Raw genomic sequence first — 13,997 nt, forward strand, 5'->3', positions numbered from 1 at the left:
GTCCGCTCAGTCGCCGCCGCGGATGTCGGTCATGTGGTCGATGCGCTGCTGGACGAGGTCGGCTTTCCCGATGTCGTGGCGGACGCGGAGCCCCTCCGTGCCGGCGCGCTCCAGCGACTCCTCGGCGATGGCCTCCGCCGCCGCGATGGTGTCGGCGAGTCCGACGACGGCGTAGGATCGCGAGGTCGTGGTGTAGATGCCGTCGTCGCGGTCGTCGACGCTGGCGTAGAACAGCAGTGCTTCGGGGGCGGTGTCACCGGCGTCGCCGGACTGGTCTGCGTGCTCCTCGACGACGCTCGCGATGACGTCGTCGTCGATGGTGACCTTCGCACCGGCGTCCGGGTCGGTCGGGTAGCCGTCCGGGACGGCGTACTTGCAGACGGTCGCGACCGGTCGGAAGGAGAGCTGCGGGAGCGGGTCGTCGTCGCGCGCGGCCGTCAGCACGTCGAGGAAGTCCGTGTTGAGGACCGGCAGCGTGTTCATCGCCTCGGGGTCGCCGAAGCGGGCGTTGAACTCCACGACCCGCGGACCGGTCTCCGTGAGCATGAACTGCCCGTACAGCACGCCCTTGTAGCCGTCGAGGGCGTCGACGGTCGCGCGGAGCACGTCGACGGCGTCCATGTAGTCGTCCTCGTCCATGAACGGCAAGTGGAGGCTGGCGTCGGAGTAGCTCCCCATGCCGCCGGTGTTCGGCCCCTCGTCGCCTTCGTAGGCGCGCTTGTGGTCCTGCACGGCGGGCGTCACCCGAAGCTGACCGTTGGCGACGAACGCCTGGACCGTGAACTCCTCCCCGACGAGTCGTTCCTCGAGGACGACGCGGTCGTAGTCGGAACTGCGGAGGTACTCTTTCGCCTCCTCGGCGGTGCACTGGTCGCCGATGACGCGGACGCCCTTGCCGCCGGTGAGGCCGGCGGGCTTCACGGCGAGGTCGCCGTCGTACTCGTCGATGTACTCGCAGGCGGCGTCCATGTCCTCGAACGTCTCGAAGTCCGGACAGCCGGGGATGTCGTGCTCCCGCATGAAGCGGCGCTGGAAGGCCTTGTCCGTCTCGATGCGGGCCTCCTGTTCCTGTGGCCCGAACGTGTAGACGTCTGCGTCGTCGAGCGCGTCCGCGACGCCCGCGGCGAGCGCGGCCTCCGGCCCGACGACGGCGAGCGTCGCGTCGACCGAGCGCGCGTAGGTCGTCACGGCCTGCGGGTTCGTCGTGTCGAGCGTCTCGAAGCCCTCGGCGAGGGCGACGATTCCCGGGTTCCGGTTGCCGGCACAGGCGTAGAGGTCCGCGGGCGAGTCCGCGAGCGCGCGAGCGATCGCGTGTTCGCGGCCGCCGCCACCCACGAGCAGCACTGTCTCAGACATACCCGAAGGCCGGATGGGCTTTCACGTAAGTATTGTCTTTTCCGCGGTTCACGCCCGCTGGCGCGGCCGTCTCAGCGCTCACGCAGAGCCGGTCCGATGGAGAAACCGATTTGTGGCGCGCACGTCTATTCCCCCGTAATGACCGGGTCGGACGGGGCAGTCGAGTCCGGAAGCACGCACGAGGAGATCATGGAGGCCACCTTCCGGGCGCTCAGCGAACACGGGTACAAGGACCTGCGCGTGCGCCACATCGGCGAGGAGATGGATCTGTCCCGGCAGGTGATCCACTACCACTTCGACGGGAAGTACGACCTGCTGTCGTCGTTTCTCGAGTACGTCATCGACCAGTACGAGGGCAGCGTCGAGGTGGACGCGGAGACGGACCCGCGCGCGGAGCTCGACGCGCGAATCGACCGCTGCCTGTTCGGGCCGGAGTTCGACCAGTTCACGCACTGGGACCGCATGAAAGTGTACCACGAGCTGTACGCCTACGCCCAGCACGACGCGGAACACCGCGAGCGGTTCAACGAGCACTACGACCGCATCCGCGGGAGCATCGTGTCCGTCATCGAGGACGGTATCGAGCAGGGCGCGTTCCGCGACGTGGACGCCCGGCGGATGGGACAACTGATCACGGACGCGATCCACGCGGCCAGGGAGCGCCGCATCGCCCTCGGTCACGAGGACGCCCCCCAGGAGACCAAGCGGGCGATAGACGAGTTCGTCCTCGACTCGCTGTCGCCGGAGAACTGACGGCCGCGGCGGTCGAGCCCACGGTCGGTTCCGCGGCCGTCGAACGAGAAGCGCCGAGACGCCGGACGCCCGAATTACAGTTCGGGAACGTCCGACGGCATGTCGAAGTCGTGGTAGTACTCGCCTTTTTCCTTCGAGAGGATGTCGAGGACGGCGGCCGCGCCGTCGCCGGCGGCGATGACGGCCTGCCACTTCTCGGCGCGCCCCATCGCCCCGGTCGCGTAGACGCCCTCGACGGAGGTCTCCATGTCGAGAGTCACGTCGACCACGTCCTCCTCGGTGAACGCACAGCCGAGGTCCTCGGCCAGGTCGCGCGCGCCGCCGGTCGCCAGGACGACGTAGTCCGCGCCGTACTCGTCGTCGTCGGTCGAGACGACGAAGCCGTCGTCGGCCTGTTCCACGTCGGTCACTTCCGCGTCGTGGAGCGTCGCGCCGCGGTCGCGGGCCTGTCCGCGAGCGATTTCGAGGTACTCGTCGCCGCTGATGCTCCGCACGGCGGGGTAGTTGAACAGGTGCGCCTTGTGCATCCACGACTCGTCCGTGTCGAAGACGACGGTTTCGAGGTCGTTTTTGGCCGCGTACAGTGCCGCGCTCAGGCCGGCGGGACCGCCGCCGACGACTGCTACGTCTACCATACGTGACCGGTCGGACCGCTCGTCCTAATATTTTACCATCTGGTAAAACGAGCCGGTCGTCGCTCAGTACACGACGGGACCGCGCTGGCGGATGGGGTCTCCGTGTGGCCGGCCCGCGACGGCGACGACCCGGAGTCCGTCCTCGCTTCGGAGGTCGAGCGAGCGCGATTCGGCGACCGGCAGCACGTCCCCGCCGCCGAACTCCGCCCCGTCGACAGTCCCGTCGCCCTCGACAGCGTAGAGGAAGCCAGACCAGCCCTCCGGAATCTCCCACGTCCACGCCTCGGCGACGGACACGTCGAGATAGCGCATCGGCGTGACGAGGTCGAGGGGCGAGCCGTCACCCACGACGGTCCTGACGGTCGCTCCGTCACGCTCGTCGACGGGGGGGTCGTCGGCCGACGCGTCGGCGTAGCCCGGTTCGATGTCTTTCTCCGCTCGCGGGAGGTTCACCCAGAGTTGCAGGCCGGAGCAGGCCCGGCCGTCCGCCGGGAATTCGGAGTGTCTGATGCCCTCGCCGGCGGTGATTCGCATCGCGTCGCCCTCGGCGGCGGTGTCGACGACGCCCAGCGAGTCCTCGTGATCCATCCCGCCGTCGAGCATGTACGAGACGATCTCGAAGCCGCTGTGACCGTGCATCGGGAAGCCCTCGTCCGGGTCGATGTAGAACCGCTCGAACAGCACGAACGGGTCCAGGTGGTGCGGGTAGCCGTTCGTCGGGAACGCGCGGTTCGACTCGACGCCCGTCCCGTGACGGACCCGCTCGCCGGCGATCGGACTGTCGACGGCCGCTCGGGACTCGTTGCCGTTCATACGCCCCAGTAGTTTACCGGGCGGTAAAACCGCTCGGGAAGCGGCCGAAACCGGCGGGCACCTCGCGACGACTTTCGGAGCCGAGGGACGGCCCCCGTCGCCGGCGTCGCGCCTCTTTTCCCCGCGGCGCACCGACTCCCGATCATGAGCGATACCGCGCCCACAGAGCGGAACCGGCTGGACGAGGAGGAGAGCCCGTATCTCCGCCAGCACGCCGACAACCCGGTGAACTGGCAGCCCTGGGACGACCAAGCCCTAGCGGCCGCCCGGGAGCGCGACGTGCCCATCTTCCTCTCCATCGGCTACGCCGCGTGTCACTGGTGTCACGTGATGGAAGAGGAGAGCTTCGCGGACGAGGACATCGCCGCGTTCCTCAACGAGAACTTCGTCCCGATCAAGGTCGACCGCGAGGAGCGGCCGGACCTCGACTCGGTGTACATGAGCATCTGCCAGCAGGTGACCGGCGGTGGCGGGTGGCCGCTGTCGGCCTGGCTCACGCCCGAGGGCAAGCCCTTCTACGTCGGGACGTACTTCCCGCCCGAGGAGAAGCGCGGCCAACCGGGCTTCGGGGACCTGCTCCGACGGCTGGCGGACTCGTGGGCCGACCCCGAGCAGCGCGCGGACATGGAGACCCGTGCCCAGCAGTGGACCGACGCCATCGAGAGCGACCTCGAAGCGACGCCGGCCGACCCCGGGGACCCCGCGGACGACATCGTCCAGACCGCGGCGACCATCGCCCACCGCGGCGCGGACCGACAGCACGGCGGCTGGGGGTCCGGCGGCCCGAAGTTCCCGCAGAACGGGCGGCTCCACGCGCTCCTGCGCGCCGCTGCCGACAGCGAGTCGCCACGCGACTCGAAACGGGCTCGCGGGGCGGGCAACGACCCGCGAGACGGTGGTGACGACGACTACCTCGCCGTCGTCGAGGAGACGCTGGACGTGATGGCCGACCGGGGGCTGTACGACCACGTCGGCGGCGGCTTCCACCGCTACGCCACGGACTCGAAGTGGGCCGTTCCGCACTTCGAGAAGATGCTGTACGACAACGCCGAGATTCCGCGGGCCTTCCTCGCGGGGTACCAGGCAATCGGCTCCGAGCGCTACGCCGCGGTCGTCCGCGAGACCTTCGAGTTCGTTCAGCGCGAACTCCAGCACCCCGAGGGCGGCTTCTACAGCACGCTCGATGCGGAGAGCGCGCCGCATAGCGAGTCGCGGAGCGACTCGGAACAGTCGAGCGGGGGCAGCCCGCGAGACGACCCCCACGGCGAGACGGACGAGGGGCTGTTCTACGTCTGGACGCCCGAGCAGGTCCGCGAGGCCGTCGACGACGAGACTGACGCCGACATCTTCTGTGACTACTACGGCGTCACGGAGCGCGGGAACTTCGAGGGGGCGACGGTGCTCGCCGTCCGAAAGCCCGTGTCGGCGCTCGCCGAGGAGTACGACCGCGGCGAGGACGCGATCACCGAGATCTTAGAGCGCGCCCTGAACCAGGCCTTCGCGGCCCGCGAGGACCGCCCGCGGCCGGCCCGCGACGAGAAGGTGCTGGCCGGCTGGAACGGCCTGATGATCCGGGCGCTCGCGGAGGGCGCGATCGTCCTCGACGACGCCTACGCCGACGTGGCCGCCGACGCGCTGGAGTTCGTCCGCGAGCACCTCTGGGACGCCGAGTCGGGGCGACTCAGCCGACGGTACAAGGACGGCGACGTGGCCATCGACGGCTACCTGGAGGACTACGCCTTCCTCGGGCGCGGCGCGCTGACGCTGTTCGAGGCGACCGGCGACGTGGACCACCTGGCGTTCGCGATGGACATCGGCAAGGCCATCACGGAGGCGTTCTGGGACGACGAGCGGGACACCCTGTTCTTCACGCCGAGCGGCGGCGAATCGCTCGTGGCCCGCCCGCAGGAGCTGACCGACCAGTCGACGCCGTCGAGCACGGGCGTCGCCGTCGACCTCCTGCTGTCGCTGTCGCACTTCAGCGACGACGACCGCTTCGAAGACGTGGCCGAGCGGGTCGTCAGGACCCACGCCGACCGCGTCTCGTCGAACCCGCTCCAGCACGCCTCGCTCACGCTCGCCACGGACACGTACGAGCAGGGCGCGCTCGAACTCACGCTGGTCGGCGAGCGTGGGACCTATCCGGAGGAGTGGACGGAGACGCTGTCCGAGCGGTACCTCCCCCGTCGGCTCGTCGCCCACCGGCCGGCCGACGCGGACCGCCTCGAGGACTGGCTCGACGCGCTCGAACTGGACGAGGCCCCGCCGATCTGGGCGGGGAGAGAAGCGAAAGACGGCCGGCCGACCGCGTACGTCTGCCGGAACTTCGCGTGCTCGCCGCCGGCACACGACCTCGGCGAGGCGCTGGCGTGGGGCGAAGAATAAGGACCGTCGACTCGCTCACTCCAGCGCGGCGTCGATCTTCTGTGCGAGGTGTACCGAGATGGGGACCGGCTCCTCCTCGACGAAGCGGGCGATCTCCTCGCCGCCGCGCTCGACGACGACCGTCGGGATGTACTCGATGCCGTATTCCTCGACCTGCGGCCCGGTCTTCGAACCGTCGTCTTCCTTCTCGACCGGGTAGTGGTGGACGTTCGCGTCCGGGACGCCGGCGGCGTCCAGCGCCGCGCCGAAGTCGGGGAGCTGCGCCCGACAGTCCTTGCACCAGTCGCCACCCCAGATCTTGAACACGAGGTCCTGCGAGTGGCGCGTGAGCACGTCGACCGTGTCCGAGTACGCGTCTTTCACCCACACCGGGTTCGGTTCCATCGTCTCCAGAGTCTCGCTCATGGGCATCGCTACGGAGTCGGGGGGCTTGAAATCCTCGGCCGGGGCGTTTTCGCGTCAGCCGGCCGACAGGGACGGAATCGCGACCGCGGAGCGCCGGCTATCGCTCCAAGGTCGCCGTCCCTCGAACGTCTCGCGCGGAACGGCCGACTTCGACGGTGTAGGATCCTGAATCGACCGTCCAGCCCTCGTCCGTGTCGTAGCGCGACAGCGCGAGGTCGTCGAGCGCGAGCGTCACCGTCCGTCGCTCGCCCGCGTCGAGGTGGACCGGTTCGACCGCCGCGAACTCCCGTTCGGGGCGCTCGACGCCGTCCACGTCCGGCGGCCGGACGTACGCCTGAACGACCTCCCGGCCCGGTCTGTCGGCGACGTTCTCGACGGTGACCGAGACGGTCTGGTCGTCGCCTGCCTCGACCGCGCCGTACTCGAACGCCGCGTACGAGTGGCCGTGGCCGAAGGGGTACGTCGGCTCCGCCTCGGCGGCGTCGAAGTGCCGGTAGCCGACGAACAGGCCCTCGTCGTAGTGGACCTCGCCGTCGACGCCGGGGAAGCGGCGGTCGTCGCCCGCCGTGGGGTACGCCCCCTCCGGCGCGAACGTGACCGGGAGTCGTCCACTCGGGTCTCTGTCGCCGTAGAGCACGTCGGCGAGTGCCTCGCCGTCGGCCTGGCCGGGGTACCACTGCTCGACCACTGCCGCCACGTCCTCGCGCCAGGGGAGCGAGACCGGGCCACCGGAGCGGACCACGACCACGGTGTCGTCGTTCGCGTCGGCGACCGCTTCCACGAGGGCGTCCTGCTCGCCGGGGAGGTCGAGGGTGTCGCGGTCCAGCGCCTCCGTGGTCGCGTCGCGGACGACCACGACGGCCGCGTCGGCGGCCTCGGCGGCGGCGACCGCGTCGTCGAGCGACGGGTCGCGGTCGTCCGCCTCGGCCGTGTCGCCAGCGTCCCCCGTCTCGTCGTCCGCTTCGTCGCCGACGAACGGCAGCATGTCGAACAGCGAGACGGACTCGATTCGCGGGACGCCGAACGCCGACGCGACCGCGCCCTCGGCCCGCGCCTCGATGCCGTCGAGCGGCGAGACCGAGCGGAACGGCGTCGTCTCCGAGGACCCGCCGCCGCCCAGTTTCGCCTCGTCGACGTGGGGCCCGATGACGGCCACGTCGGTCACGTCGTCCAGCGGGAGCAGGCCATCGTTGTCGAGGAGGACGGTCCCGCGGGCGGCGACGTCCCGGGCGAGGTCCCGGTGGCGCTGGCTGTCGAGTTCCCCGGCGTCACCCTCTCCGTCGTCGGTCCCGCGGTCCCCCGCACCCGCGCCGGCCTCGTCCAGCCGTCCGAACCTGGCCAACTGTCCGAGGACGCGCCGGACCATGTCGTCGAGTCGCTCCGGCGGGACCTCGCCGGCGTCGATGGCCTCGGCGAGCGGTTCGCCGAACAGGCCCGCATGCGTCCCGTCGGGAATGCCGTCGGGCCACTCGAAGTCGTCAAGTTCGCCGTCTCCGTCGCCGTCACCGCCCCAGACCTCCATGGAGACGCCGGGCATCTCCACGTCCAACCCCGCGTTGGCCGCGCCGACGGCCGTCTCCAGGCCGTACCAGTCCGAGACGGTGTAGCCCGAAAACCTCCACTCGCCCTTGAGCACGTCGCCGACGAGGTACTCGTGGTCGCTCATGTGCGTGCCGTTGACGCGGTTGTAGGCCGTCATCACCGAGCCGACGCCGGCGTCGACCGCCGCGCGGAACGGCGGCAGGTACAGTTCCCGAAGCGTCCGCTCGTCGACCTCGGCGCTGACGCTGGTGCGGCGGGTCTCCTGATTGTTGGCGACGAAGTGCTTGACGGTGGCGACGACCCCTTCGGACTCGACGCCGGAGACGAGGGCCGCACCGATGTCGCCCGACGCGACCGGGTCTTCCGAGAGGTACTCGAAGTTCCGCCCGCAGTGGGGGACGCGGATGATATTCACGCCCGGCGCGAGCAGCGCGTCCTGTCCCAGCGCCGTCGCCTCGCGAGCCATCGCCGCGCCCTGGCGGCGGGCCAGGTCGGTGTCGAACGCCGCCGCCGTCGCAATCGAAGCGGGGAAGGCGGTCGCTCGCTCGCCCTCGGCACGGATACCGAGCGGGCCGTCGACCAGTCTGAACGGCGGGACGCCGACTGAGTCGACGCCCGGCAGGTAGCCGGTGGCCGTCCCCTCCGGATCGGGCGCGCCGCGGACCAGCGAGAGCTTCTGCTGTCGGGAGAGGCGCTCCAGTGTCGCCTCGACGGGGTCGTCAGTCGTGGTCACACCGACCCTCGACGCCCCATCCCCTTATACTGCCGACCCGCCGGCGGCCGGGTCCGGTGTGGTGTGGCCGCCGACGACGAGCCGCGCGCCGCCGCCCTCGCTCTCGGCCATCTCGACCGTCCAGCCGTGGGAGTCCGCGACGTGCTCGACGATGGCCAGTCCGAGCCCCGTCCCGGCATCGGTCCGCGACACGCCGTGTTCGAACACCGCCTCGCGCTCGGCTTCGGGGACTCCCGGCCCGTCGTCGGCGATGGCGAACCCGTCGGCGGTCCCCGTGACGCGGATCGCGACGCCGTGGCCGCCGTGTTCGACGCTGTTCCGGTAGACGTTCTCGAACAGCTGGAGGAGCTGGTCGCGGTCGCCGACGATCACGCGGTCGTCGTCGACTTCGAGCGTCGCCTCCGCAGTGTCGACGTGGGCCCACGCGGCCTCCGCGACGGCCGAGAGGTCGAGGGGCTCCGCGTTCGTCGTCTGCTCGTCGCGGGCGAACGCGAGCACGTCGTCGATGATCCGACTCATCCGCTCGTGGGCCGCCTCGATCCGGTCGAACTCCGCGGGGTCGTTTCGCTCCCGGGCCAGCGCGAGCCGACCGCTCGCGACGTTCAGCGGGTTTCGCAGATCGTGGCTGACGACGGCGGCGAACTGGTCGAGCTGTCGGTTCCGGTGTTCCAGTTCCCGCTCGCGCTCCTTCTGCTCGGTGATCTCGTGGACGAGGAGCACGTGGCCCACCAGCGCGTCCCGCGAGTCGCGCAGCGGCGAGAGGTCGACGTCGAAGTACCGATCGCCGTGCTCGACGACCGTCCGCCGCGCCTCGTCGCCGTCGTCCCGTGCCCGGTAACACTCGACCAGTTCCGGCCAGTCGTCCAGCGCGTCCGCGACCGGGCGGCCGACGAGGGCCTCGTCGCCGAAGAGACGCCCCCCGGCGTCGTTCACTTCGAGGACCGTCCCGGACGTGTCGACGATGACCACGGCGCTGTTCAGCGAGTCCACCACCTCGCGGTACGCGACGGGCGAGATGTCGAGCAGTCGCGCCTCGAAGACGGCCCACGTGAGGACGATTCCGGTCGCGCCGAACAGGAGCGGCGTAGGCGCGACCGGAAACGTGCTCAGCGTGTCGGCGACGCTCCCGACCCACGGAAGGACAATCGCGAGCAGGACCGCGTACACCTGCCGGCGGTAGAGGTCGCCGCCGACCAGCGCGAAGTGAACGAGGACGGCGCTCGACGCGGCGACGAGGAAGTACGAGTAGACCACGTGCGCCAGGAACACCGGCCCGTAGCCGAGCTCCCAGCCGTACATGACCGCCTCCGACTGACCGGCGATGCGATAGACCAGGCCGTCGGGACCCGCGACCATGACCGCGAAAAACGCGATCGGTTCGACCGCGAGCAGGCCGTAGGTCCGTGCGTCGAGGTATCGCTCGTGGCCGGCGTAGGCCAGCGCGAACACGAACAGCCCCGCGACGGCGGGCATGACGCCGACGAAGACCCCGTGAGCCCACAGCAGCGCCAGTTCGGTCCCGCGGGTGAGGACGCCGGCGGCCGCACAGAAACACCAGATCGAGACGCCGCCGAGCAGCACCGCAAGGGCCCGTCCGCCGGCGTAGTCCCGCCGGTTCCAGGCGTACGCGACCAGCGAGACGAGGACCACCGTCACCAGCAGCAGCGCCATCGCGTACCCGACGAACAGCGCCTCCATTGTGGGGACTGTTTCCATGCCAGTGTAAATGGGTTCCGAAGGTTCGAGGGATTTACCCACCCCCTCGGCATACCGGGGGGTATGCCAGTCGACAGAGACGAGTTCGAGGAGATCCGCCCGTTCGACCTCCACGAACCCGAAGACGTGCTCGACCCCGAGAAACTGTACACGATTCCGGAGCTCGCCCGCCTCCTGCAGGGCCTGCCCGCCGACGCCGAACTCAACGAGGCAAACGAGGCGGTGTTCATCGACTGGGCCATCCCGTGGATGATCTTCAATCAGGACGCCCTCGTGTTCGCCGAACCGGAGGCCGACGACCTGGTCGGGCTGTACGGGCTCGCCGACGCATGAAGCTCCTCGTCGCCGGCGGCGACCGCGTGGACGCCGGCAAGACCACGTTCAGCGTGGGCCTGCTGGAACGGACGAGCGCCGAGGGGTTCAAGCCCCGCGCCGGCAACAACTACTGGTTCGACCACGACGACTACAAGCGATCGACCGCCGACGGGCGGCTGTACGGCAAGGACGCCAGACGGCTGACCGAGGCCGCACCGAACGACGTGGCTCCCGAGGAGATCAATCCGATCCACCGGCTCTGGCACCCGTCGCCGGGGGCCGAAACGGGCCTGCTCGGCCGGGAGGACCAGCAGTTCGTGGTCGACCGCGTCGGCCGCCCGAGCGGGGACGAGGGCGTCGAGTACGTCGTCAACGGCACCGTCGACCTCCCCGAGTCGGTCCGCGAGCGCCTCCCCGTCGAGAACGCGCCGCGGGTCACCTCGGTCGCCGACTTCAACGACCTGATGCGCGTGCTCCACGTCGAGGCGCTGGAATCGGTGGCCGCTGATATCGAGGCGGCCAACCGGGCCGTCGTCGAGTCCTACGGGGACGTGGCTCGCCCGCTGTCGGGGTTCGAGCCCGACGCCGTCGCCGTCGTCGAGCCCGGCCGCGCCCGAATCTACGACGGCGACCGCTACGCGAAGGCCTGCGAGATCGCGACCGGCGGCGCGGGCGTCGGCCAACTGGAAGAACGGGTCCCGAACGTCGTCGACCTCGTCGAGCGGGCCGCCGCGGTCAGGCTCCCGGCGCTCGACGCCGAGTCGCGGCGCGACCCGGCGGCCGTCGCCGACGCCTACGACCACGCCTACGACGCGCTGCTCGCCTGCGCGTTCGACTGATAGAGGGTATCGTAGAAGTCCATAGATTCTGTTTCATCAGAATCGACTCCCTCGGCCGGCAGAGGGTCTCCGGACCTCCGGCTGGCTACGATAATCCCTATGAGAGCGCCCCCGTCGCGGGCGGTGCCGAGAGGGAACGGAAGATATAGCCCGCCCGGCGACGGATGCGGGAGTCGAGATGTCATGGTACGTTCTGGTGCTCGCGGGCCTGTTCGAGATCGCGTGGGCGGTCGGCCTCGAATACTCCGACGGGCTCTCGAAACCGGTGCCCACGCTGGGCACCGTCCTCGCGCTCGGTATCAGTATGGTGTTGCTGGCGCAGGCCGTCAAAGACCTCCCCGTGGGGACGGCGTACGCGGTCTGGACCGGTATCGGAGCCGTCGGGACCGCGTCGCTCGGAATCGTTCTCTTCGACGAGGCGGCGAGCCTCTCCCGCATCGCGTTCATCGGCGTGATAGTCGTCGGAATCGTCGGCCTCAATCTCACGTCGGCCGGTGGCTGACGGAGTCCGGGCCGACGGGCGCACTCAGAACTTCGCGGCCTGCAGCGCGAGTTCGACGTCCTGGTACGGGCGGTCGGTCACGCTCGGCCCGTGGCCGGTGTGCATCTCGGCGAGGCCCTCGTCCGCGACCGAGAGGACGCGCTCGATGCTCTCGACGAGCAGATTCCGGTTCCCTTCCTCCAGGTCGGTCCGGCCGAAGCTCCCGTTGGCGAACACGAGGTCGCCGGCGAACAGGACGCCGGCCTGCGGCGAGTAGAAGCAGAGGTGGTCGTCCTTGTGGCCGGGCGTGTGCAGCGCCCGGTAGTCGTGGTCGCCCAACTGGACCGTCTCGTCGTCGCCGATAGCGTGCTCGATGCCGTCCTGGTCCGTGTCGAATCCCCAGACGGGCGCGTCGAAGGCGTCGGCGACAGCGGCGAGGTTCCCGACGTGGTCGTAGTGGGTGTGGGTGACGACGAGGGCGTCGAGAGCCTCCACGTGGTCCTCGACGACGGAGACCACGTCGAACTCGTTGCCCGCGTCGACGAGGACGGTCCGGTCGCCGGTGACGAGGAAGGCGTTGCTCGTGAACACCTGCTGACCGCGAGCGAGATTGCGAATCATGGACCGTCGTTCGACCCCGTCACCAATGTGCATGTCGCTCTCGCACGGAGGTGTCGGCAGCCCTGAAACACGCCGCAATCGCGCACCCACAGGGCTATGTACGTGGATATGCAAACGGGGACAGTAGAGACTATTATGTCAAATTCGGACCTACCTGTCGTACTTATCGTCGAAGACGAACCGGATGTCGCCGAGACGTACAAGCTGTGGCTCCAGGAGGAGTACGAGGTCCGTATGGCACAGAACGGAGACGAGGGGCTCGACCTGCTCGACGAAGCGGTCGACGTGGTACTGCTCGACCGGATGATGCCGGGCCTCTCGGGAGACGAGGTGCTCGAGCGCATTCGGGAGCGAGACCTCGGCTGTCGAGTGGCGATGGTCACGGCAGTCGAGCCCGATTTCGACATTCTGGAGATGGGCTTCGACGCGTACCTCTCGAAGCCGATTCGCAGCGAACAGCTCCACGAGACGGTCGACAACCTGCTCGACCGCTCGGAGTACGACTCGCTGCTCCAGGAGTACTACGCGCTCGTCGAGAAGCAGGCGACGCTGGAGGCGACGAAGTCGAGCGCCGAACTGGCCGAGAGCGACCAGTACGACGAACTGACCGAACGCGTCGCCGAGATGCGCGACCAGCTCTCGGACACGCTCGGCGGCATCGAAGACGACTCCGATTTCATCGCAACGCTTCGCGGACTGAGCGAAGACGATAACAACTGAGCGACCAACAATGTATGATCTCACCTCAGTACTGGAGTTCGACGCGCTCAGCCAGATCCGACCGGGATCCAGCATCCTGATCTCCGGCCCGGCGATGAGCGGGAAGCAACGGCTCGCGTACGACATCCTGGCGGACGGAATCGACGGTGGTGACGGGGCGGTCGTCGTGACGACCGGCGACGGGGCCGGCGACGTCGTCGAGGAGTTCCGCTCGCTCGTGCCCGACATGAACGACGCCCAGCTCGGCGTCATCGACTGCCGGGGCGACGGCGGCGATCAGGCGGTCGGCAACGCCCACGTCCACCACGTGTCCTCGCCGGGCGACCTGACCGGGATCGGGATCGGCATCACGAAGGCCCTCGAGGGCCTGCACAACGCCGGGAACGAACGCGGTCGACTCGCGCTCATCTCGCTGTCGACGATGCTGACCTACACGGACAAGAAGACGGTGTTCAAGTTCTGCCACGTGCTGTCCTCGCGGCTGGACTCAGCCGGCTACATCGGCGTGTTCACCATCGACTCCGGGGCCCACGACGACCAGACGCTCCAGGTCATCAAGCAGGCATTCGACGGGATGATCGACGTGCGCGACGCCGAGGGCGGCGGCCGGGAGGCCCGCGTCCTCGGTCTCGCCGGCGAGCCGACCGACTGGCAGCGAATCTGACAGCGACACCGAGGATCGC

The 13,997-nt window shown here is 69.3% G+C and carries 14 protein-coding genes; 7 read left to right on the top strand and 7 right to left on the bottom strand.

The window, feature by feature from the left end; translation table 11 throughout:
• Nucleotides 1-6: 6 nt before the first annotated feature.
• On the bottom strand, nt 7-1,356 hold the full coding sequence (gene purD / locus GM656_RS12990) for a phosphoribosylamine--glycine ligase (RefSeq protein WP_162414098.1): 1,350 nt from the start codon (nt 1,354-1,356) through the stop codon (nt 7-9).
• 138 nt (nt 1,357-1,494) lie between these two features.
• Here purD and GM656_RS12995 point away from each other — a divergent pair, with 138 nt between their 5' ends.
• The gene (locus GM656_RS12995; RefSeq protein WP_162414099.1) at nt 1,495-2,109 is read left to right on the top strand and encodes a TetR/AcrR family transcriptional regulator; all 615 of its coding nucleotides are present in this window, start codon (nt 1,495-1,497) and stop codon (nt 2,107-2,109) included.
• A gap of 74 nt (nt 2,110-2,183) precedes the next feature.
• Here GM656_RS12995 and GM656_RS13000 read toward each other — a convergent pair whose 3' ends face one another.
• Both GM656_RS13000 and GM656_RS13005 read right to left on the bottom strand, forming a co-directional pair.
• A complete protein-coding gene (locus GM656_RS13000; protein ID WP_162414100.1) occupies nt 2,184-2,744 on the bottom strand; it encodes an NAD(P)/FAD-dependent oxidoreductase in 561 nt (186 codons plus the stop codon).
• Between the two features lie 63 nt (nt 2,745-2,807).
• The gene (locus GM656_RS13005) at nt 2,808-3,557 is read right to left on the bottom strand and encodes a pirin family protein (protein ID WP_162414101.1); all 750 of its coding nucleotides are present in this window, start codon (nt 3,555-3,557) and stop codon (nt 2,808-2,810) included.
• 144 nt (nt 3,558-3,701) lie between these two features.
• Here GM656_RS13005 and GM656_RS13010 point away from each other — a divergent pair, with 144 nt between their 5' ends.
• A complete protein-coding gene (locus GM656_RS13010; RefSeq protein ID WP_162414102.1) occupies nt 3,702-5,942 on the top strand; it encodes a thioredoxin domain-containing protein in 2,241 nt (746 codons plus the stop codon).
• Nucleotides 5,943-5,957: 15 nt separating this feature from the next.
• Here GM656_RS13010 and GM656_RS13015 read toward each other — a convergent pair whose 3' ends face one another.
• The 3 genes from GM656_RS13015 to GM656_RS13025 form a co-directional block, all read right to left on the bottom strand.
• Nucleotides 5,958-6,347, bottom strand: a complete 390-nt coding sequence (locus GM656_RS13015; RefSeq protein WP_162414103.1) for a thioredoxin family protein — start codon at nt 6,345-6,347, stop codon at nt 5,958-5,960.
• Between the two features lie 97 nt (nt 6,348-6,444).
• Nucleotides 6,445-8,622, bottom strand: a complete 2,178-nt coding sequence (locus GM656_RS13020) for a beta-glucosidase family protein (protein WP_162414104.1) — start codon at nt 8,620-8,622, stop codon at nt 6,445-6,447.
• Nucleotides 8,623-8,646: 24 nt separating this feature from the next.
• Entirely contained in the window at nt 8,647-10,320 is a 1,674-nt protein-coding gene (locus tag GM656_RS13025; protein ID WP_162414105.1) for a histidine kinase N-terminal 7TM domain-containing protein, read from the bottom strand.
• Between the two features lie 81 nt (nt 10,321-10,401).
• Between GM656_RS13025 and GM656_RS13030 the strand changes: the two genes are divergently transcribed.
• The 3 genes from GM656_RS13030 (at nt 10,402) to sugE (ending at nt 11,994) form a co-directional block, all read left to right on the top strand.
• Nucleotides 10,402-10,671, top strand: a complete 270-nt coding sequence (locus GM656_RS13030; RefSeq protein WP_162414106.1) for a DUF5827 family protein — start codon at nt 10,402-10,404, stop codon at nt 10,669-10,671.
• Entirely contained in the window at nt 10,668-11,492 is an 825-nt protein-coding gene (locus GM656_RS13035) for an ATPase (protein WP_162414107.1), read from the top strand. The genes GM656_RS13030 and GM656_RS13035 overlap by 4 nt, the downstream gene beginning before the upstream one ends.
• 178 nt (nt 11,493-11,670) lie before the next feature.
• Nucleotides 11,671-11,994, top strand: a complete 324-nt coding sequence (gene sugE, locus GM656_RS13040) for a quaternary ammonium compound efflux SMR transporter SugE (protein ID WP_162414108.1) — start codon at nt 11,671-11,673, stop codon at nt 11,992-11,994.
• A gap of 24 nt (nt 11,995-12,018) precedes the next feature.
• Here sugE and GM656_RS13045 read toward each other — a convergent pair whose 3' ends face one another.
• Nucleotides 12,019-12,594, bottom strand: a complete 576-nt coding sequence (locus GM656_RS13045; protein WP_162414109.1) for an MBL fold metallo-hydrolase — start codon at nt 12,592-12,594, stop codon at nt 12,019-12,021.
• A 135-nt stretch (nt 12,595-12,729) separates the two neighbouring features.
• Here GM656_RS13045 and GM656_RS13050 point away from each other — a divergent pair, with 135 nt between their 5' ends.
• Together GM656_RS13050 and GM656_RS13055 are read left to right on the top strand one after the other, a co-directional pair.
• Nucleotides 12,730-13,314, top strand: coding sequence for a response regulator transcription factor (locus GM656_RS13050; protein ID WP_162414110.1), 585 nt, complete (start codon nt 12,730-12,732; stop codon nt 13,312-13,314).
• Between the two features lie 10 nt (nt 13,315-13,324).
• Complete coding sequence (locus tag GM656_RS13055) at nt 13,325-13,978, top strand: RAD55 family ATPase (RefSeq protein ID WP_162414111.1); 654 nt, start codon at nt 13,325-13,327, stop codon at nt 13,976-13,978.
• The last annotated feature ends 19 nt before the right edge of the window (nt 13,979-13,997 follow it).

It is taken from the genome of Haloarcula salina (assembly GCF_010119195.1).
In the GTDB taxonomy this organism is placed as follows: domain Archaea; phylum Halobacteriota; class Halobacteria; order Halobacteriales; family Haloarculaceae; genus Haloarcula; species Haloarcula salina.